The organism is Streptomyces sp. NPDC059008 (genome assembly GCF_042749045.1).
GTDB lineage: Bacteria > Actinomycetota > Actinomycetes > Streptomycetales > Streptomycetaceae > Streptomyces.
In genome coordinates, this window is record NZ_JBHYJC010000003.1 from 29,806 (window position 1) to 49,491 (window position 19,686).

The 19,686-nt window shown below is 70.8% G+C and carries 15 protein-coding genes and 1 pseudogene; 6 read left to right on the forward strand and 10 right to left on the reverse strand.

All coding sequences use genetic code 11. The features are described from left to right. Position 1: 1 nt before the first annotated feature. From ACFWZH_RS05415 to ACFWZH_RS05425, 3 genes are read right to left on the reverse strand one after another with little or no spacing between them, the layout of a single operon-like run. Positions 2-535 carry a (2Fe-2S)-binding protein gene (locus ACFWZH_RS05415; RefSeq protein ID WP_384425758.1) on the reverse strand — a complete coding sequence of 178 codons (534 nt, stop codon included), beginning with the start codon at positions 533-535 and terminating at the stop codon, positions 2-4. After that, entirely contained in the window at positions 532-2,886 is a 2,355-nt protein-coding gene (locus tag ACFWZH_RS05420; RefSeq protein ID WP_384425760.1) for a xanthine dehydrogenase family protein molybdopterin-binding subunit, read from the reverse strand. Before ACFWZH_RS05420 ends, ACFWZH_RS05415 begins: the two co-directional genes overlap by 4 nt. Further along, entirely contained in the window at positions 2,883-3,731 is an 849-nt protein-coding gene (locus tag ACFWZH_RS05425) for an FAD binding domain-containing protein (protein WP_384425762.1), read from the reverse strand. The genes ACFWZH_RS05420 and ACFWZH_RS05425 overlap by 4 nt, the downstream gene beginning before the upstream one ends. Positions 3,732-3,910: 179 nt before the next feature. Between ACFWZH_RS05425 and ACFWZH_RS05430 the strand changes: the two are divergent. Continuing rightward, positions 3,911-5,117: pseudogene (locus ACFWZH_RS05430) on the forward strand (RNA-guided endonuclease InsQ/TnpB family protein); the annotation flags it as partial. Positions 5,118-5,221: 104 nt separating this feature from the next. Here the strand turns inward: ACFWZH_RS05430 and ACFWZH_RS05435 are convergent. From ACFWZH_RS05435 to ACFWZH_RS05465, 7 genes are all read right to left on the reverse strand, one after another. After that, entirely contained in the window at positions 5,222-6,619 is a 1,398-nt protein-coding gene (locus ACFWZH_RS05435) for an MFS transporter (protein ID WP_384425765.1), read from the reverse strand. A gap of 106 nt (positions 6,620-6,725) precedes the next feature. Further along, positions 6,726-7,994, reverse strand: coding sequence for an FAD-dependent monooxygenase (locus ACFWZH_RS05440; protein ID WP_384425768.1), 1,269 nt, complete (start codon positions 7,992-7,994; stop codon positions 6,726-6,728). 53 nt (positions 7,995-8,047) lie between these two features. Beyond that, positions 8,048-9,079, reverse strand: coding sequence for a hypothetical protein (locus tag ACFWZH_RS05445; protein WP_384425771.1), 1,032 nt, complete (start codon positions 9,077-9,079; stop codon positions 8,048-8,050). Positions 9,080-9,451: 372 nt separating this feature from the next. Next, complete coding sequence (locus ACFWZH_RS05450; RefSeq protein WP_384425774.1) at positions 9,452-10,210, reverse strand: trypsin-like peptidase domain-containing protein; 759 nt, start codon at positions 10,208-10,210, stop codon at positions 9,452-9,454. A gap of 220 nt (positions 10,211-10,430) precedes the next feature. Next, positions 10,431-11,834: a xylulokinase gene (xylB, locus tag ACFWZH_RS05455; RefSeq protein ID WP_384425777.1), complete on the reverse strand. Its 1,404-nt coding sequence runs from the start codon at positions 11,832-11,834 to the stop codon at positions 10,431-10,433. A gap of 43 nt (positions 11,835-11,877) precedes the next feature. Continuing rightward, complete coding sequence (locus ACFWZH_RS05460) at positions 11,878-12,876, reverse strand: zinc-dependent alcohol dehydrogenase family protein (RefSeq protein ID WP_384425780.1); 999 nt, start codon at positions 12,874-12,876, stop codon at positions 11,878-11,880. A 75-nt stretch (positions 12,877-12,951) separates the two neighbouring features. After that, positions 12,952-13,743, reverse strand: coding sequence for a DeoR/GlpR family DNA-binding transcription regulator (locus ACFWZH_RS05465; protein ID WP_384425783.1), 792 nt, complete (start codon positions 13,741-13,743; stop codon positions 12,952-12,954). Between the two features lie 156 nt (positions 13,744-13,899). Here ACFWZH_RS05465 and ACFWZH_RS05470 point away from each other — a divergent pair, with 156 nt between their 5' ends. The 5 genes from ACFWZH_RS05470 (at position 13,900) to ACFWZH_RS05490 (ending at position 19,635) form a co-directional block, all read left to right on the forward strand. Then, positions 13,900-15,246, forward strand: a complete 1,347-nt coding sequence (locus ACFWZH_RS05470) for an MFS transporter (RefSeq protein ID WP_384425786.1) — start codon at positions 13,900-13,902, stop codon at positions 15,244-15,246. A gap of 84 nt (positions 15,247-15,330) precedes the next feature. Next, on the forward strand, positions 15,331-16,281 hold the full coding sequence (locus ACFWZH_RS05475; RefSeq protein ID WP_384425789.1) for a sugar-binding transcriptional regulator: 951 nt from the start codon (positions 15,331-15,333) through the stop codon (positions 16,279-16,281). 147 nt (positions 16,282-16,428) lie between these two features. Continuing rightward, a complete protein-coding gene (locus tag ACFWZH_RS05480; RefSeq protein WP_384425792.1) occupies positions 16,429-17,817 on the forward strand; it encodes an ABC transporter substrate-binding protein in 1,389 nt (462 codons plus the stop codon). Between the two features lie 52 nt (positions 17,818-17,869). Beyond that, on the forward strand, positions 17,870-18,766 hold the full coding sequence (locus ACFWZH_RS05485; RefSeq protein WP_384426763.1) for a carbohydrate ABC transporter permease: 897 nt from the start codon (positions 17,870-17,872) through the stop codon (positions 18,764-18,766). Further along, positions 18,763-19,635: a carbohydrate ABC transporter permease gene (locus ACFWZH_RS05490; RefSeq protein ID WP_384425794.1), complete on the forward strand. Its 873-nt coding sequence runs from the start codon at positions 18,763-18,765 to the stop codon at positions 19,633-19,635. The genes ACFWZH_RS05485 and ACFWZH_RS05490 overlap by 4 nt, the downstream gene beginning before the upstream one ends. Positions 19,636-19,686 lie beyond the last annotated feature (51 nt).

The window sequence follows — 19,686 nt, forward strand, 5'->3', positions numbered from 1 at the left end:
GTCATTTCTCCTTGCTGTCACAAAGACCCGCGCAGGCCCGGCGCCGGGCCCGCGCGCACCCGTCGATCGCTTCGACGATGGTCTGGTAGCCGGTGCACCGGCACAGGTTGGCGGCGACGACCTCCCGGATCTCCTCCTTGGTCGCCTCCGGCCGCTCGGCGAGGAACCCCTCGGCGAGCATCAGGAAGCCCGGTGTGCAGAACCCGCACTGCAGCCCGTGGTGCTCGCTGAACGCCCGCTGCAGATCGCTGAGCCCGTCCCCGTCCGAAAGGGACTCGACGGTACGGATCCGGGCGCCCTCGGCCTGCGCCGCGAACATCAGGCAGGCGCGTACCGGCCGGTCGTCGACCAGCACGGTGCAGGCGCCGCAGATGCCGTGCTCGCAGCCGACGTGCGTACCGGTCAGCCGCAGCTCGTGCCGGAGCACGTCGACGAGGGTGCGGCGCGGCTCGGTGATCACCTCGTGCTGCTCGCCGTTGACGTCGAGGGTCAACAGCTGCAACTCCCGCTGCGTCACGACTGCGTCATCGGTCATCGGGTGGCCTCCTGGTGCAGGGCGCGGTACACGGTCTCCGGGGTGACCGGCGTGTGGTCGAGCTCGACGCCCGTGGGGCGCAGGGCGTCGTTGACGGCGTTGAGGACGGCGGCGGGTGCCCCGATGGTGCCGCCCTCGCCGGCGCCCTTCGCGCCGGTCTCGGTGAAGGCGCAGGGCGTCTCCAGGTGGTGGATCAGGACATCGGGGATCTCATGGGCGGTGGGCACCTTGTAGTCCATGAAGCTGGTCGCCGACGGCTCGCCCTGGGCGTCGTAGGTGACCTGCTCGAACAGCGCACCCGCGATGCCCTGTGCGATGCCGCCGCGGCACTGCCCCTCCACCACCTGCGGGTTGATGGCGACGCCGCAGTCCTCCACGCAGACGTACCGGAGGATCTCCACCCGCCCGGTGCCCTCGTGCAGTTCGACGACGACGCCGTGGGTGGCGTTGGAGAAGGTGCCGTCGTTGAAGACGTCGAAGGTGGCGGTGGCCGACAGGCCCGGTTCGATGTCCTTGGGCAGCAGCTGCGCCTGGAGGTAGGCGATGTCGGCGATCTCTTCGTAGGTCATCACGGCGGAGTGGTCGTCGCGGCGGCGGACGCGGCCGCCCGCCAGCTCCACCTCCTCCGGGGCGACGTCCCAGCGGGCCGCGGCGATCGCCCGCAGCTTGTCGCCGAGCTTCGCCGCGGCCAGGCGCACCGCGCTGCCGCCGACGGTGATGGAGCGGCTGGCGAAGGTGCCCCAGCCGTAGGTGACGCGGTCGGTGTCGCCCTGGTGGAGCCGCACCTTGGCCATGTCCAGACCGAGTTCGTCGGCGACGATCTGCGCCATCGTGGTCTCGTGGCTCTGCCCGTGGCTCATGGTGCCGGTGGTGACGGTCACCGCGCCGCTGGTGTCCATCCGCACCTCGGAGATGTCGAAGCCCGGCACGACCTGCATCTTGCGCTGGGCGAAGGTCGCCGAGCCGTAGCCGGTGCGCTCGCTGAAGCACGCGTAGCCGATGCCGAGGTGCCGGCCCTCGGCCGCCGCCGCGGCCTGTTCGTCGTACCAGCCCTCGTCCCTGACGAGCCGCTCGCAGAGGTTCAGGGACTCCAGATAGGAACCGGGGTCGTAGGTGATGCCGTTGACGCCCGTGTACGGGAAGTCGGTGATGACGTTGCGGCGGCGGATCTCGACCGGGTCCAGGTCCAGTTCGCGGGCGGCCCGCTCGAAGAGCCGCTCGACGACCATCACGTACTGCGGCCGGCTCACGCCCCGGTACGGCGCGGTGGGGGCTTTGTTGGTGGTGACCGCCCGGCCGCGCACCCGGTAGGCGGGCACCCGGTAGACGCCGGGCATCTCGGCGGAGGCCATCAGCGGCTCGATGCCCGCCGTGAACGGATAGCAGGAGTAGGCGCCCATGTCGCACACCACGTCCGCGTCGAGCGCCAGGATCCCGCCGTCCGCGTCGAAGGCGGCGCGCACCCGATAGTGCTGTTCGCGCGCGAGGAACGACGCGGACAGCGCGTCCTTGCGGTCCTCGATCCACTTCACCGGCCTGCGCAGCCGCAGCGCGGCCGCACCGGCCGCGATCTCCTCCCGGCCGACGACGCACTTCTGGCCGAAGCCGCCGCCCATGTCGGGCACCACCACCCGCACCGCGCGCTCGTCGAGGCGCAGACTGCGGGAGGCCACCGTCCGCACCTGATGGGGGACCTGGGTGCAGGTCTGCAGGACGAGCTGTTCCTCGCGGTCGTCCCAGTGCGCCACGACGCCGCGGGTCTCCAGCGGCAGCGCGTTCTGCCGGCCGGTCCTGGTGTCGACGTGGACGACGCAGGGCGCGGAGTCGAAGACGTCGTCGATGCCGTCCGTGGCGAACAGCGAGACGTCGACGAGGGTGTTGCGGGCGGCCTCGGCGTGGACCAGGGGAGCGCCCGGGGCGAGGGCCGCCTCCTCGGACGTGACCGGTGGCAGCGTGGTGTACGTGACCCGCGCCGCCTCCAGCCCGTCCTCGGCCGCGTAGGCGTCCCGGGCCACCACGATCGCGACGGGCTCCCCGACGTAGCGGACTTTGTCGCGGGCCAGGACGGGCATCGAGGTCGGCACGAACTCCGAGACGGGGCGCCCCAGTTGGGCGGTGATGTCGCCCAGCGCCAGGTCGTCCGCCGTGAACGCGGCCACGACACCCGGGACGCGGCGGACCGCCGACAGGTCGACCGAGGCGATCTCGCCGTGGGCGACCGTACTGCGCACGAACTGGGCGTGCAGCATGCCGGGCAGCGCGATGTCGTCGACGAACCGGCCGCGCCCGGACAGCAGCCGCGGGTCCTCGCGGCGGGCCACCGACCTGCCCACCAGCTTGCGTTCCGTCATCGGGACATCGCCTCCTCGCAGGCCCGTCGGACCAGCGTCCGGACCAGTCCCCGGCGGTAGTGCGTGCTGCCGGACGCGTCGGCGGGCGGATCGACGGCCTCGGCGGCGGCGGCCGCGCAGGCCTCGAAGGAGCCGCCGCCGGCCAGCACGGACTCCGCCTCGGGCACCCGTACCACCGTGGCCGCCACACCGCCGAGCGCCACCCGGCCGCCGCGTACGGTCCCCTCCTCGACGTCGAGGTCCACGACGGCCGCCACCAGGGCGAAGTCACCGCGCCGCTCGGCGAACTCGGTGAGGGCCGCATACGGAGCGGGCCGGGGAAAGACGATCTCGACCAGCAGTTCGTCCGGGTCGAGGGCGGTCGTGTAGTAGCCGAGGAAGAAGTCCGCGGCCGGAATGCTCCGCTCGCCGCGCGGACCGCGCGCCACGAACTCGGCGTCGAGGGCCACCGCGAGCAGGCACCACTCGGCCGTGGCGTCGGCGTGCGCGATGCTCCCCCCGACCGTGCCGCGCGTACGGATGGGCAGATGCCCGATCCAGCCCATGGCGTCCCGCAGGACCGTGAAGCCCGCCCCGAGCACCTCCGCGGGAGCGGTCTGCACCGTGTGGTGGGTGGTGAGCGCCCCGATGCGCAGACCGCCCCCGGCGTCCCGGTGCAGCCGGTCGAGCTCCCGGATGCCGCCGATGTCGACCAGGTGCCGCGGGCGGGCCAGTCGGAAGTTCATCATCGCGACCAGGCTCTGTCCGCCGGCGATGGCCTTGGCGTCCTCACCGAGTTCGGCCAGCAGCCGGGTGGCTCCTTCGACGTCGGGGGCTCGGTGATACCGGAACGGTGCGGGCTTCATCGGTGCTCCTTGGTGGATACCCCGTGCTTGAGCTTGGGGAGGACGCGAAGCTCCTGCGGAGCAGGGCAGGGAAAGCCGAATGGCCGTCGGGTGATTCGGTGTTGACCACGGTGGTGATGAGGCAGCCCGCGACGATCACTGATCCTCAACTGTCCTACCTCCCGGGTAGGTTGTCGGGTATGGCGACGGAAGCGAAGACGGAGGAGGCCGGGCATGCCCGGTACACCTACCGTTTGCGGCTGTCGTCGTCGGCCCGTGCGGCTCTTGAGGCGGAGTGGTCGCGGTGCCGGTGGGTGTGGAACGAGTGCGTGGCCAAGTCCAAGCAGGCCCACGCTTGGAACCGGTCCAGGCCCGAGGGCGAGGGTCCGCGGACGTGCGGGCCGGTACAGCTCGCCAAGATGCTGACCGGGGCCCGTGCCGCGAACGGGTGGCTGCGGGAGGGCGCGTGTGTTCCGCAGCAGCAGTTGATACGCGACTTCGGCAAGTCCCGTGCCAAGGCCATGAAGGACGTCAAGGCCAGGCTGCCGATGCGGCAGCGGGCCGGGATGCCGAAGTACAAGAAGAAACGCGACGCGCTGCCGACGCTGGAGTACACCCGGCGCGGTTTCCGTCTCCATGACGGCCGTCTGCACCTGGCCGGCGGGATCGTGGTGAGGGTGGTGTGGTCGCGGGAGCTGCCCCATCTCCCCTCCAGCGTCCGCGTGTACCGGGACACTCTTGGCCATTGGTATGCGTCCTTCGTCGTGCCAACCGTGACCGAGGAACTGCCAGCCACCGGTCGGGATATCGGCATCGACTGGGGTGTGAAGCAGACCGCAACCACCACCAGCGACGCACACGACCTTCCCCATGCCCAGCACGGCGGGACAGCTGCCAAACGCCTGGCGCGGTACCAGCGGATGATGGCGCGCCGAAAGCCGAAGCGCGGCCAGGCCGCATCGAAGGGCTACCGCGAGGCGAAGCGGCAGACGGCCAAGCTGCAGAAGAAGGTCGCGCGGCAGCGTGAGGACACCGCTCGAAAGTGGGCCAAGCGCGTCGTCCGCGACCATGATCGGATCGCGGTCGAAGACTTCCACCCGAAGTTCCTTGCCAAGTCCACGATGGCGAAGAAAGCCGCCGACGCGGCGATCGGCGCGACCAAACACGCGCTGATCCACATGGCCCGCAAGCATGGCCGTGAGCTGTATGTTGTCCACCCCGCGCACACCACCATGGACTGCGCACAGTGCGGAGCGAGAACCAAGCACGCGCTACCTCTCTCAGAACGAACGTATACGTGCACCGCGTGCGGAGTCGTGTCCCCCAGGGACAAGAACTCCGCCCGCGTGATGCTCGTCCGGGCTGGTCTTCAACCCGGCTGGTGCTGATCGTGTAAGACCTGCTGGTCCGCAGGGCCGCAGGCGACGTGAGCTAGGAATCCCCTTCGTTTACGAAGGGGAGGATTCAAGGTCCTCCTGTAGTGCGTGGTGTGCTGTGGTGCTGAAGGATCGTCAGAGCGGTGCCTGCTCGGGGACCGCGCGGGCCGCGGCCGCCGACGGGTCCTGGCCGGCGCTGTCCAGGGCCCGGCCCTTGGTCTCCGGAGCCGCCACGGCCATCCACCCGACGGCCACCAGCACCGCCAGCGCCAGCACCGCGAACGTCACCGGGAGCCCCAGCACCGGCCACATCACCGAGCCGAACAGCAGCGGCGCGAAGCCGGTCAGCGCCCGGCTGACCGAGGAGGCCCAGCCGAAGCCGCTGGCCCGCAGGGGAGTGGGGTACAGCTCGGCGACGTAGGCGTACAGGACGGGGATGGCCAGCTGCATCAGGAAGCCGAACACCGCGATCGTCACCACCGACCCGGTCGGCATCTTCATCACCAGCGCGAAGACCACCAGCGCCAGCGACCCGACCGGCGCCGAGACCCCGATGAGCCACTTGCGGCCGACCACGTCGACGAGCGCGGTGGAGACCAGGACACCGAGGATGCCGACACCGCTCATCAGCGTGGTGCTCATGAAGGCGGCCGTGTCACCGAGGCCCTCCTCCTTGAGGATGGACGGCAGCCAGCTCAGCGCCGCGTAGTAGACGAGCATGATGGTGGCGAACAGCAGCCAGGCCGCGGAGGTGATCCGGGGACTGAACTTCCAGATGCGGCCGAGCTGTTCGGCGGCCGCGGCCACTCCGCGCGGCCCCGACGCGGCGACCGGCTCGGGGATGACGTACGGCTCGGCGGGGGCGCCGGTGCGGGCCACGAGCCCGTCGATGACCTGCCGGGCCTCGGTCTCCCGGCCCTTCTTCGTCAGATAGATCGGCGACTCGGGGATGCCGCGACGCGCCCAGAACAGCAGCAGCGCGGGCAGCACCATCGTCGCGAGCATCCAGCGCCAGTTCCCCTCCAGGGGCAGCATCGCCGTCGAGACGAACCCGCACAGCGTCACGCCGATCGGCCACCACAGATCGAGCGCGGTCAGCACCCGGCCCCGGTACTTGCGCGGCGAGAACTCGCCCACCAGCGCGTAGTCGACGGGGATGCAGCCGCCCAGCCCCACACCGGCGAGGAAGCGCAGCCCGAGGAAGACCGGGTAGTTCGGCGAGAGCGCGCCGAGCACCGAGAACAGCGCGAAGATCAGCAAGGTGACGCTGAAGGCCTTCTTGCGGCCGATCCGGTCGGCGACCGCGCCCCAGGCGATGGCGCCCACGGCCATGCCGACGAGGTTGGCGGTGGCCACCAGGCCGCGCGCGCTGAGCGAGAGGTCGAAGTGCGCCCCCAGCAGCGGCATGAGGAAGCCGTTCAGGGCGATGTCATAGGCGTCGAAGAGGTAGCCGAGGCCACCGATGATGAAGATCCTGCCCTGGACGGACCATCTCCAGGGGAGTTCCTGAACGATCTGATCTCCTGTTTTCACGTTCGCTCCACGGTGTTGCGTGTCGGTACGTGCCGCATCATCGCGGACGTAAAGCTCACCGCCCTCGCCTGCGGGTGTCGGATGCAGGTTCCTGCAAGAAGAATTTTCAGCGGGCGAACTGGTAGGAGAATGCGCCGCTGTCGTGGTCGTTGAGCGGGGTGCCGCCCCACAGCCAGCGGTACGACAGGTCCGACTCGCCGTCGAAGTTCCGCAGCTTCGCGTCCCTGGCCCGCTGCTCCGGGCCGTCGGGCAGGTGGTAGAAGGTCTTGTTCTGCAGTGAGGCGTCCTGGACCATTCCGGCGTGTCGGGCGCGCCGGTCGACATAGCGGCGCAGCGCCTCCTCGACGCCGCCGGCGGTGACCGCGCCCAGCTCCTCGGCGAGGACGGCGGCGTCCTCCATGGCCTGCGAGGCGCCCTGTGCCTGGTAGGGCAGCATCGCGTGGCAGGCGTCGCCGAGGAGGGCGACGCGTCCGTCCATCCACACCGGGTCACGCCGCCGGTGGTGGAGCGCGAAGACGGAGACGTCCTCCTTCGCCTTGGACAGCATCGCCGGTACCCGGTCGTCCCACCCCGGGAAGGCGTCGACGAGGTCCTGGGCCGTCGCGGGGAGCGTCCAGCTCTCGCGGACCTCGTCCGTGCACGGCACGCACGCCACGATGTTGAGGTACTCGCCGCCGCGGATCAGGTAGTGCACGAGGTGCCGGTCGGGCCCGTACCAGATCGTGCTCTGGTAGCGGTCCACGAGCCAGCGCGTCGCCGGGTCGGCCGCGATCAGCTCGCCCGGGATCAACGCCCGGTAGGCCATCTCGCCGGAGAACAGCAGCGTGTCGGGGGCGCCCATCAGCTCGCGTACCCGCGAGCGGATCCCGTCGGCGCCGATCAGCACGTCGCAGGGGTGGCGCCGGCCGCCCTCGGTGACCGCCACGGGGCGCTGGGGATCCGTGCGGTCCAGCGCGGTGACCCTGCTCGCGGTGTGCACCGCCACGACGGGGCCGGGCCCCGCGGGGTCGAGGCACGCGTCCAGCAGGATGCGGTGCAGGTCGGCCCGGTGGTAGTGCCAGTAGGGGGCGTTGAACTCGTCCGTGCAGCGCTGCCCCAGCGAGGTCTGGCCGATGACGCGGCCGTCCTTCCAGCGCCGCCGCACCTGGTCGAGCGGCTCGGTGTGGATGGCCTCCATCTGCCGGCGCAGTCCGAGGCCCAGCAGGATCCGGCTGGCGTTGGGCGCGGTCTGGATGCCCGCGCCGACCTCGCCGAGCTGCGCCGCCTGCTCCAGGACGGTGACCCGCAGACCGCGCTGCCGCAGCGCCAGCGCGGCGGTCAGCCCACCGAGACCTCCCCCTACGACGCCGACTTCGTACGACTGACTGGACGCCACTCTTCCTCCAACTCGCGGGCTACTACGGACGGTTCGCGGTACGGCGGGCGCGCTCAGCGGTCGGCGAGCCGTCCCGCGGTGACCACTTCGGTGCCGTCCACCGCGACGGTGCAGCCGCGCATGGCGATGTCGAGATGGGCGTAGGACTCACGGCCCAGCACCGGATGGGGCCCGGTCGACCACAGGAAGTTCCCGGCGAAGGCGCGGGCGTCCATGCCCATCAGGTCGTCCTTGCCGTACATCGCGGTGGCGAACCAGTCGGCCGAGCGCATCAGGCCCCAGCCCATGTGGGAGAGGCTGCGGGCCCACTGGTCCTGTGCGTCCTCGAAGAACGTCGACAGCATCGCGGCCTCCGCGCCGCCGGACACCTTCTCGATGTGCCCGCCGGCGATCTGCAGCGTGACCGGGTCGCGCACGTACTCCTTGAAGGGCAGCAGGATGTCGCCCTCGGCCAGCACGATCTGCCCGTCGGAGATCTCCGGCCAGCACAGCACCATCGTGCTCGGCCAGTGGTCCCAGCGGCCCGGATCGTCGGCGAACCCGCACTGGAACTCGGGTTCGGCGCCCGCCAGTTGCACGGTCAGGTCGGTGCCGGCGTCCGAGGTGACCCGCATGACGGACGACCGCTCCAACAGGTCGACGCCTTCTTGCACCTCGGCCTTGTCGCCCTCCTCGGGCAGATTGCGGACGAGCACGTCGGGGGCGTCGCAGACGAAGATGATGCGGGTGCCCGCGCGCAGGATCTCCTGCTGCACCGGTGCGTGGATGAAGCCCTCACGGGTCAGGTCGACGACCAGGTCCGCGGACTTCAGCAGGTCCTGCGCGGTGGTGTCGTGGAGGACGGAGACCAGGCCCGGGCCCGCACCGGTGTGGGTGCTGGGCATCGGGGCGGGACTGCCGCCCGGCACCGTCGCGGCGATGACGTGCGCACCGCACGCCTTCGCCGCGCCGAAGGCCGCCGCCACGTAGTCGCCACGGCTGCCGGGCTCCGCGAGCACGACGACATGCTCGCCGCTGCGCACCTTGCACAGCCGCAGTTCGCGGGTGAACGCATCGAGCAGATCGACGGACGAAAGATCGAACACGGGGTTCCTCCCAGGGCTCGCCTACGGGTACCGATCACGGCCTTCGTGCCGGCCGCGGCATCCGGCGGCCCTGCTCGGGACGCGCCGGTCGAGGGGGACGGGGCAGCGCGGGGCAGCCCGAAATCGCCCCGCGGCACAGGGGTTGACCAGCGGATACGACACGATCGGGGCCACCCGACGGAGATAATCCGAACACGTACGATCTGCCTTGGCAAGGGGGCGCGCACCGAGTTGACGCGGTTCTTTCCCGACGACCCGGCAGGGGAAAGCGCCCTTGGGGGGATCGTCGCGGGGCCCGGGGCCCGGAACGGCGCCGTCCCCCGGCCCGCCGAGGAGGCGGGACCGGGGGACGGGGGTGCGGTGCGGGGCGGTTCAGGTGGCGAGATGGAACCCGGCGCCGACTCCGCCCTGGGTGTTCATCGCGTCGATGATGCTGAGGATCGGCGAGCTGTGCTGGGCGCCCCAGGCGTTGCCGACCAGCGTCTGACCGTTGACGACGGGGGAACCCGAATCGCCGCCGTCGGTCCAGATGAGGTGGGTGAACCAGATCCCGTTGGTGCCCAGCTTCACGCCGCAGGTCAGGCCGGTCCGGTGGCCCTCCTTGCACATGCGGGTCCCGTTGGCGGGCGGGGCGCCGATCGATGTGATGGTCACCTGGCCGACGGTGCTGGTGGGGGCGACCCGGCTCTCGTCGAGTTTGATCACCGCGTAGTCCAGGCCCTTGGGGCCGGAGTTGAGCAGGTTGTTGGGTGTGCCGACGTACGTCACCGTGCCGATGGCCCCGGTTTCCAGGTCGGGGCGGCTGTCGGTGATCGGGGCGGGGGAGAAGGCCGTGCCCGCCGGCGAGGCGTCGCGGTAGACCCGCTCGCCGACCAGCTTGTTGCCCTGCTCGTCGATGAAGCAGTGCGCGTTGGTCAGCCCCACCAGGTTGCCGGCCGAGTCCCGGCCGACCGCGGTGAGGGTGCAGATGTAGTAGCTCGTGGGCGTCTCCGGCGTGGGCTTCAGCCGGAAGATAATGCCGGTTCCGCCTCCGACGGCCGTGCGGGTGTCGGCGCTCGCGGACGGGGCCGCGGCGATGGTCATGCCTGCCAGGAGGAGGGTGAGGCCGAGGGCGCGTAACACACGTAACATGCGATCACTTCCCGTGTGGGCTACAGCAGTCGGAACAAGGACTGCGTCCTCAGCCAATCGCGGAACCGACGCCTCAGGAGCGTCATCGTCTCTTTTGGACTATGTGATCCGCGTCACCCGCCCGCTCGCCCGTCTGTTCGTGCGGAGGGGCGTGAACTCCGACAAGAACGCGCTCGGTTGACGCGGCATCGGACCTGTCGGTCGCCGGGCGGCAGGTCGGTCACCCGTACACCAGCGACCGCGCCTGTGCGTAGGCCTCGCGGATGCGGCGGCCGGCCGAGCCGTCGGACGGTACGGGGATCTGCCGAGCCGCGGCGAGCGGCCACTGCGGCGGCTCGGGCGTACCCGCCAGGGCCCAGGCGGCCTGCCGGGCGGCGCCCAGGGCGACGTACTCCCCGGGTTCGGGCACGGTGACCGGGGTGCCGAAGACCTCGGCGGCGATCTCGCCGACCACCGGAGCCTTGGCCGCCCCGCCGATGATGTGGACGCGACGGGCGCTGACGTCCTGGGCGCGCAGCCGGTCCAGGGCGTCGGCCATGTTGCACAGCATGCCCTCGACGGCCGCCCGGGCGAGGTTCGGCGGGTGCATGTTCGCCTTGCGCATGCCCATCAGACTGCCCGCGGCCTCGGGGAGGTTGGGGGTGCGCTCGCCCCCGAGGTAGGGGAGCAGCACCAGGCCGCCGGCACCGGGCTCGGCCTCGCGGGCCAGGGGGTCGAGGTCGTCGAGGGCGATGCCGAGCATGCGGGCGGTGGAGCTGAGGACCCGGGCGGCGTTGAGGGTGCACACCAGCGGCAGGAAGCGGCCGGTGGCGTCGGCGAAGCCGGCGACGGCGCCGGTGGGGTCGCCCGCGGGGTGCTCGGAGAGGGCGAAGGCGGTGCCGCTGGTGCCCAGCGAGATCACCACGTCGCCGGGCTGGATGCCCAGGCCCAGGGCCGCGCCCATGTTGTCGCCCGTGCCCGCCGCCACCAGGGCCCCGTACGGTGTGCGGCCCGCCGCTTCGTTCGGGCGCAGCACGCGGGGCAGTTCGGGGACCCGGCCGCCGAAGGCGAGGGCGAGCAGATCCCTGCGGTAGGCGCCCTCGGCCGGGGACCAGTAGCCGGTACCCGAGGCGTCTCCCCGGTCCGTGACCGCTTCGGCGCCGGTACCGGGGCCGCCGCACAACTGCCAGGTCAGCCAGTCGTGCGGCAGCAGCACCCGGTCGGTGCGGTCCGCGAGGTGCGGCTCGTGCTCGGCCAGCCAACGCAGCTTGGCGACGGTGATGGCCGCGACCGGTACGGTGCCGACCGCCCGGGCCCACTTCTCCGGCCCGCCGAGCTCGGCGACGAGATCCGCGGCGGCCTGCGCGGAGCGGGTGTCGTTCCACAGCAGTGCGTCGCGCACCGGTCGGCCGGCCCCGTCGAGGGCGACCAGGCCGTGCTGCTGTCCCGCGACCGCGATGGCGTCGGCGTGTTCCAGCAGGCCGTCGCCCGCTTGGAGCAGCGCCTGCCACCAGGCCTCGGGGGAGACCTCGGTGCCGTCGGGATGGGCGGCGCGGCCCTGGTGGAGGACCTTCCCGGTGTCGGCGTCGCAGACGACGACCTTGCAGGACTGGGTAGAGGAGTCCACCCCGGCAACTGTGGGCATGACGATGTCGCTTCCGTGCAACTCGACGGGACGGTAAGGGGGTTCAGGCCTGCGGACGGAGCTGGATCTTGCGGCCCGATCCGTCGCGGAACGTCTGCAGGGCGGTGGCGAAGTCGTCCAGCCCGAAGCTGTGGGTGATCATCGTGTCGGCGTCGATGACCCCCTTGGCCATCAGGTCCACGGCCCGCCCGAAGCTGTGCAGGACGGCCATCGATCCGACGATGGTGATCTCGTCGTTGTACACGCGGAACGGCGAGAAGGACGCCTTGGCGGCGGACGGCGCGACGCCGAACTGCTGGAAGGTGCCGCCGCGTCGCACCCGGCCGAGGCCGTCCTCGATCACGGGGATGACGCCGGTGCAGTCGATCACGGTCTCCCAGCCCTGCGGCCGGTCCAGCGCCGCGGAGCTCACCGCCGTGGCGTCCGCGCCCAGCCGTCGGGCGACCTCCAGGCGGTCGGTGTTGATGTCGACGACCGAGAGGGAGGCCGCGCCGGCGGCCTTGGCGAGCTGGAGCATCATCAGCCCCATGGTGCCCGCGCCGTAGATCAGGTAGTGGTCGCCGAGGCGGCGCGGCAGGACGTCGAAGCCGCGTACCGCGCACGACAGCGGTTCGATCAGCGTGCCCTGCGCGATGTCGACACCCTCGGGCAGTCGGTAGCAGTTGGCCGCCGGGACCTTGACGTACTCGGCCATCGCGCCGTCCACGGTGTCGCCGATCGCGCCCCAGTTCTCGCACAGGTTGCCGTGCCCGATCGCGCAGTAGTGGCAGGCGCCGCAGAACAGCGACGGGTCGACGGCGACCTGCTCCCCGGTGCGCAGCCCGGTCACTCCCGCCCCCAGCGCGACGATCTCGCCGGTGAACTCATGGCCGGGAATGATCGGGTACGGGGTGGGTGCGAACTCCCCCTGGACGATGTGCACATCGGTGCCGCAGATGCCCACCGCGGCGGGGGCGACGACGACCTCGCCGGGGCCCGGGGTGGGGTCCTCGACGGTGGTGACCTCGTGGTGCCCGGGGGTGTGGATGACGACAGCGCGCATGGATCGGGGCCTTTCTCGGGGCGGCGCTCGGGGGAGTGCGCTCGGGGATGCGGGGAGCTGCGGCGCGGGGCCGGCTCAGCTGTGGGGGTCGACGGTGCGGACCTCGACGCCGAGGTCGCGGACGGGCTTGAGTTCGCTCTCCGGGGTTTCGGCGTCGGTGACCAGCAGGTCGTAGCCGCTGACATCGCCGTACGGATAGGTGGCGGTGCGGCCGAACTTGCTGTGGTCGACGGCCAGTACGGCGCGGTCGGCGGCCTGCAGATACGCCTGCTTGTTGTCCGCGTACTCGCGCACCGGGTGGAAGAGGCGGCCGCCGCTTATCGACGTGGCGGTGACGAAGGCGACGCCGGCGCGGATGTCCTGCAGCTGCCGCCGGGTCTGCGGACCGGCGCAGGACTCGAAGTCCTCGTAGAAGCGGTCGCCGAGCAGCGTCACCTCGGCCGGCGAGGCCGCCAGGAGGTAGGTGATGCGCAGCGAGTTGGTGATGACGCGGATGCCTTCGACGGCCGCGAGCCGGCGGGCGAGCGGGAAGAGCGTGGAGCCGCAGTCGATCAGCACCGTGTCGCCGGGGGAGACCTCCGCCACCAGCGCGTCCGCGATGGCGGTCTTGACCGCGACGTTGGCGTTCTCCCGGAAGCGCAGCGCACTCTCCATGGCGACGTTGGAGAAGGCCGTCGCCACCCCGCGGCCCTTGCGCAGCAACTGCCGCTCATGGAGGTTGTCCAGGTCCCGGTGCATGGTCATCACGCTGACGCGCATGCGCTCGGCGAGGTCGGCGATGCGGATCTCGCCTTCCTGGGCGACATGGCGCAGCACCGCCTGCCGGCGCTCCTCCACCTCTGCCTCGGAGCCGCGGCTCGGTCGCATCGTGGGCACCCCCGTTCGTTTCCGCCGGCGGTCGTCGCCGTGCTCTCACCCTAGAACATCACACACTTTATGTGAAGCTCTTGAAATTCTCTGTGATGTTGTTCAGTCTGATGGCCATGTTCGGGCGAACGCCCGGCCCATCAGGAGGTCCCCGCCGTGCTGCGCACACCCCGAAAGCGCGATCTGTCGCTGCCCCGCCCCGCCGTCCTCGGGATGCCCCGGGCCCTCATATGGGGCTATGTCGGCGTTCTGCTGTTCATGATCGGCGACGGTGTGGAGACCAGCTATCTGCCCGCGTACTTCAAGACCGACCTCGGCTTCGCGGAGGCCGGCGTCGGCGTCGTCTTCACGGTGTACGGAGTCACCGCCGCGGTGGGCGCCTTCCTGGCGGGCGGGCTGTGCGACCTGTGGGGACCGCGCCGGGTGATGATGGCCGGGGCGGCCTGCTGGGTGGTCTGCCACGCGCTGATGCTCGCGGTCGCCGTCCCCGCCCACTCCTACCCGCTGGTCCTCGCCACCTACGGCCTGCGCGGCTTCGGATATCCGCTGTTCGCCTACGGGTTCATGGTCTGGATCATGGCGGGTGCCCCGGAGCGGCAGCTCGGCAAGGCGCTCGGCTGGTTCTGGTTCTGCTTCACCATGGGCTACCCCGTCCTCGGCTCCGCCCTGGTCTCGTTCCTCAAGCCCTCGATCGGCTTCTACCACACGCTGTGGGCGTCGCTGGCGATGATCGTCGCGGGTGCCCTGGTCGTCCTGCTGCTGTTGCGGGAACGCACCGGATTCCAGGGCCTGTCCAGGGAGTCCGAGCGCGTCAGCCTGCCCCGTACGTTCCTGGGCTGCTTCACCGTCATGTTCGCCGAGCCGCGTGTGGGCATGGGAGCGGTGGTCCGGCTCGTCAACACCACGTCCCAGTTCGGCGTGTGGGTCTTCGTCCCGCTCTACCTCGTCGACCAGGTCGGCTTCCGCGCCCAGGAGTGGGCCTCACTGCTGATCGTCATGATGGTCAGCAACCTCGCCTGTGTGGTGCTCTTCGGCGCGCTCGGCGACCGGTGGAGCCGGCGTGGGACCGTCGCCTGGCTCGGCGGCGTGGTCTCGGCCCTCGCCTGCCTGGCGCTGTACTACGTACCCGAGGCCGTGGGGCACGACTACCTGCTCGTCGCGATCGCCGCGGGCGCGCTGGGCGTCGGCATGGCCGGATACGTCCCGCTGCCCCCGCTGATGACCGCGCAGGCCCCCGAGCGCAAGGGGCAGATCATGTCGGCCTACACGCTGGGCGCCGGGGCCAGCATGGCCCTCGGTCCGCTCATCGGCACGCTCTTCATCGGGTCGCTCGGCATCGGGGGAGTCATGTGGATCTACGCCGCCCTGCATCTGCTCAGCGCCGTCCTCGTGCTGTGCATCAAGACGCCCGAGCCGCGCACGGAACCCGGTGCGCCCGCCGTCGTGCACCACGCGGAGCGGCGGGAGACGGCGGCGTTGACAGCGCCTTCCCGGGGGCTTTAATGGAGAAAAGGTGCATATGAGACGTCTGTGCTCACGTGAGCAGTCACGTGACACGGCGTCCCGTCCCGGAAGGCCAGGGCTGCTATGCGCACACACCACACCGGCCCGGAATACCTGGTGCAGACCGCCGCGATGGCCAAGAGGTTCTACCTCGAAGGCAAATCCAAGATGGAGATCGCGGAGGAGTTCGGGATCAGCCGGTTCAAGGTGGCCCGGACGCTGGAGTCCGCCCTCCGCGACGGCCTGATCCGGCTGGAGATACGCCTGCCCGCCGAACTCGACGCCGGTCTCTCCGACGCCCTGCGCACGCGGTACGGCCTGCGGCACGCCATCGTCATCGACTCCCGGCACGAAGACCCGGACGACACGGCCCAGGCCACCCGCCGCCTCGGTGCGGTCACCGCCGACCTGCTGGCCGAGATCGTCACCGAGAACGATGTCCTCGGCCTCGTCTGGGGCCCCGAGGTCGAAGCCCTCGGTCTCGAACTGACCACACTCGCCCGATGCACGGTCGTCCAGCTCTGCGGAGTCACCCCGCTGCGTCCGGTCAACGTGTCGGCCGTCGAGGCGGTGCGCCGGGCCGCGACCATATCCAGGGGCGTGGTCTACCCCATCTACGCACCCCTGCTGCTGCCCGACGCCACGGCGGCCCGGATGCTGCGCGAGCAGCCCGGCGTCGTCGACGCGGTGCGCCGCTTCGGCGACGTGACCAAGGCCGTCGTCACCGTCGGCGGCTGGGGCCCGGGGCTCTCCACCGTCTTCGACGCGCTCAGCGACGCCGACCGGGAGGACTACCGGCGCCGGGGCGTATGCGCCGAGGTCGCCGGCCGGCCGCTCGACGCCGAGGGCCGCGACATCGTCCCCGAACTCACCGAACGGATCATCGCCATCAGCTTCGACGAACTGCGCCAGGTCCCCGACGTCATCCTCATGGCCGACGGCGTCGAACGGGCCACCGCCGCCGCGGCGGCACTCAAGACGGGCCTCTTCAACGGCGTGGTCACCGACGCCGGGGTCGCCGAGAGCCTGCTCTGAGACCACGCCGTGCTCTACGGTGACGTCTGCGCGACCGGAGGCCAGCGACCCGCGCGCCGCGTCCGTGGGCGCGGGTTCTTTGCTCCGTTGGTGGGAGTGCGGAAGGAAACCGGCATTGTTGCCGCGGCCGGGTGAAAGGTGCCAGCCGTGAGAGCACGACGCCGTGGAAGGACCGGCCGTGGCCGTTTCGGCCGCGCGGTCGGCGGTGCCGGGGTGGCCCTGGCCGTGGCCGTGATGGCCGGCGGCTGCTACCGGGGCGCCGGCGATGTAGGCAACCGCGGCCGCGACACCCTCAACGTGCTGATGGTGAACAACCCGCAGATGGTGGATCTGCAGAAGCTCACCGCCGAGCACTTCACCAAGGAGACCGGCATCAAGGTGAACTTCACCGTGCTGCCGGAGGACGATCTGCGCGACAAGATGAGCCAGGACTTCTCCAGTCAGGCCGGGCAGTACGACGTGGCGAGCGTGAGCAATTACGAGACGCCGATCTACGCCCGCAACGGCTGGCTGACCGAACTGGGCACGCGCGCCGCCAAGGACCGCGCGTTCGACCAGGGCGACATCCTGGCCCCGGTCCGCACGTCCCTGACGGCCGCCGACGGGAAGGTGTACGCGGAGCCGTTCTACGGCGAGTCCTCGTTCCTGATGTACCGCAAGGACCTGTTCAAGGAGGCCGGGCTGCGCATGCCCGCCCGTCCCACCTGGCGGCAGGTGGCCTCGATGGCCGCCGAGCTGGACGGCTTCCGCAAGGGGATGAAGGGCATCTGCCTGCGCGGCCAGCCCGGTTGGGGCCAGCTGGTCGCCCCGCTGACGACCGTGGTGAACACCTTCGGCGGCACCTGGTTCACCAAGGACTGGAAGGCGCAGCTCGACAGCCCGGAGTTCACCAAGGCCACCCAGTTCTACGTCGATCTGGTCCGCAAGCACGGAGAGGCGGGCGCGCCGCAGGCCGGCTACACCGAGTGCCTCAACGACATGCAGCAGGGCAAGGTCGCCATGTGGTACGACGCGACCGCCGGCGCCGGCTCCCTGGAGAGCGCCGATTCCAAGGTCGCGGGCAAGGTCGGCTACGCACCGGCCCCGGTGGAGCGGACCGCCGACTCGGGCTGGCTGTACACCTGGGCCTGGGGCGTGCAGAAGGCCAGTACGCACCAGGACGCGGCCTGGAAGTTCATCCGCTGGGCCTCCGGCAAGGAGTACGAGCAGCTGGTGGGCCGCACCCTGGGCTGGTCGAAGGTGCCCGGCGGCAAGCGGGCCTCCCTCTACCGCGATCCGCAGTACATCCGGTCCGCCCGTGCCTTCGCCGGCCCGACCGAGCGGGCGATCAGCTCGGCCCGGCCCGACGACCCGGGCCTCCAGCCCCGTCCCGCGCCCGGGATCCAGTTTGTGGGCATCCCCGAATTCGCCGACCTCGGCACCAAGGTCTCCCACGAGATCAGCTCGGCCATCGCCGGCAAGCAGAGCGTGCCCGCCGCACTCCGTCACAGTCAGCGACTGGCGCGGGAGGTGGCCCGTGCCTACGGAGGCAACTGACGCATCGCGGTACGGCTCACACGGAGGCTCCCGCACCCGCCGCCGTCCGGCCCTGGACCGGGCCAGGGCCCGGACCCGCCGCGCGCCCCTCCTGCCCGCCCTGGTCTTCCTCGTCGTCGTCACCCAGCTCCCGTTCGTGGCGACGGTGGTGATCTCCTTCCTGCGCTGGAACGCCCTCGCCCCGGACAACCGCGGCTTCGCCGCCTTCGGCAACTACCGGGCCGTCTTCACCGACCCCGTACTGCGCAACGCGGTGTGGACCACGATCCTGCTGACGGTGACCGTGGTGCTGGTCAGCCTGCTGCTGGGGCTGGGCCTCGCGCTGCTGCTGGACCGCACCTTCCGCGGCCGCGGCATCGTCCGCACCCTGCTCATCACCCCGTTCCTGGTGGTGCCGGTCGCGTCCGCGCTGCTGTGGAAGCACGCCTTGTTCAACGCCTCGTACGGGCTCCTCAACGGCTCACTGACCTGGCTGTGGGGCCTGTTCGGCAGCGACGACCCACCGCAGCCGGACTGGTTGACCAGCGCTCCGCTCGCCGCCGTGGAGGTGGCGCTGATCTGGCAGTGGACGCCGTTCATGATGCTGATCCTGCTCGCCGGGCTGCAGAGCCGGCCCGCCGACGTCGTCGAGGCCGCGCGGGTGGACGGCGCCTCCGCCGTCGACGTCTTCCGCTATCTGACGCTGCCCCACCTGCGCCGCTACCTGGAACTGGCCGCCCTGCTCGGGACCATCTTCATCATCCAGAACTTCGACGCGGTCTTCACCATCACGTCGGGTGGCCTGGGCACGGCCAATCTCCCCTACACCATCTACCAGACCTTCTACCAGGCCCACGACTACGGACGGGCCTCCGCACAGGGCGTCGTCGTCCTCATCGGCTCCCTGCTCGTGGCCACCCTCGCGCTGCGCACCGTCTCGTCCCTGCTCCGCGAGGAAGGCCCCCGATGACCGGCCCGCCGCGTGCCGCACACCGGCTTCCCGCCTCCGCCCGCCGCCGGCGCCGCCGGAGCGCGTACCTGGGCCTGCTCGCCTGGCTGTGCGGTCTGCTCTTCTTCGTGCCGGTGGCGTGGATGGTGCTGACGTCCTTCCACAGCGAGACGGACGCGGCGAGCAATCCGCCGAGCGTGGGTGCCCCGCTCACCCTGCACGGCTACCGCGAGTTCTTCGGGGCGGGAACCGGCGTCAGCCCCTGGCCGCCGCTGATCAACTCGCTGACCGCCTCGGTCGTCTCCACGCTGCTGGTACTGGCGCTGGCCGTACCCGCCGCGTACGCGCTGTCGATCAAGCCGGTGCGCAAGTGGAGCGATGTGATGTTCTTCTTCCTTTCGACGAAGATGCTGCCGCTGGTCGCCGGACTGCTGCCGATCTACCTCGTCGCGCAGAACACCGGGATGCTCGACAACATCTGGCTGCTGGTCATCCTCTACACCGCCATGAACCTGCCGATCGCGGTATGGATGATGCGCTCCTTCCTGGCCGAGGTACCCGTCGAGATGCTGGAGGCCGCGTCCATCGACGGCGCCGGACTGCACACCACCCTGCTGCGGATCGTCGCCCCGGTCGCCATGCCCGGTATCGCCGCGACCGCCCTGATCTCCTTCATCTTCAGCTGGAACGAACTGCTCTTCGCCCGGGTCCTGACCGGCACCGTGGCCGGCACCGCACCGGTGTTCCTGACCGGCTTCGTCACCAGCCAGGGCCTGTTCCTGGCCAAGGTGTGCGCCGCGGCCACCGTCATCTCCCTCCCGGTGCTCCTCGCCGGGTTCGCCGCCCAGGACAAGCTCGTCCAGGGCCTCTCCCTGGGAGCCGTGAAATGACGCCCCGTTCACCGGGCACCACCGCTCCGCCGCGCACCGTCACGCATCACG

Coding starts and splice junctions, on each gene's coding strand:
- ACFWZH_RS05460 (WP_384425780.1), bottom strand. CDS start 12,876: ATGCGCGCTGTCGTCATCCACACCCCCGGGCACCACGAGGTCACCACC.
- ACFWZH_RS05425 (WP_384425762.1), bottom strand. CDS start 3,731: ATGAAGCCCGCACCGTTCCGGTATCACCGAGCCCCCGACGTCGAAGGA.
- ACFWZH_RS05450 (WP_384425774.1), bottom strand. CDS start 10,210: ATGTTACGTGTGTTACGCGCCCTCGGCCTCACCCTCCTCCTGGCAGGC.
- xylB (WP_384425777.1), bottom strand. CDS start 11,834: ATGCCCACAGTTGCCGGGGTGGACTCCTCTACCCAGTCCTGCAAGGTC.
- ACFWZH_RS05420 (WP_384425760.1), bottom strand. CDS start 2,886: ATGACGGAACGCAAGCTGGTGGGCAGGTCGGTGGCCCGCCGCGAGGAC.
- ACFWZH_RS05475 (WP_384425789.1), top strand. CDS start 15,331: ATGCGCACACACCACACCGGCCCGGAATACCTGGTGCAGACCGCCGCG.
- ACFWZH_RS05415 (WP_384425758.1), bottom strand. CDS start 535: ATGACCGATGACGCAGTCGTGACGCAGCGGGAGTTGCAGCTGTTGACC.
- ACFWZH_RS05490 (WP_384425794.1), top strand. CDS start 18,763: ATGACCGGCCCGCCGCGTGCCGCACACCGGCTTCCCGCCTCCGCCCGC.
- ACFWZH_RS05465 (WP_384425783.1), bottom strand. CDS start 13,743: ATGCGACCGAGCCGCGGCTCCGAGGCAGAGGTGGAGGAGCGCCGGCAG.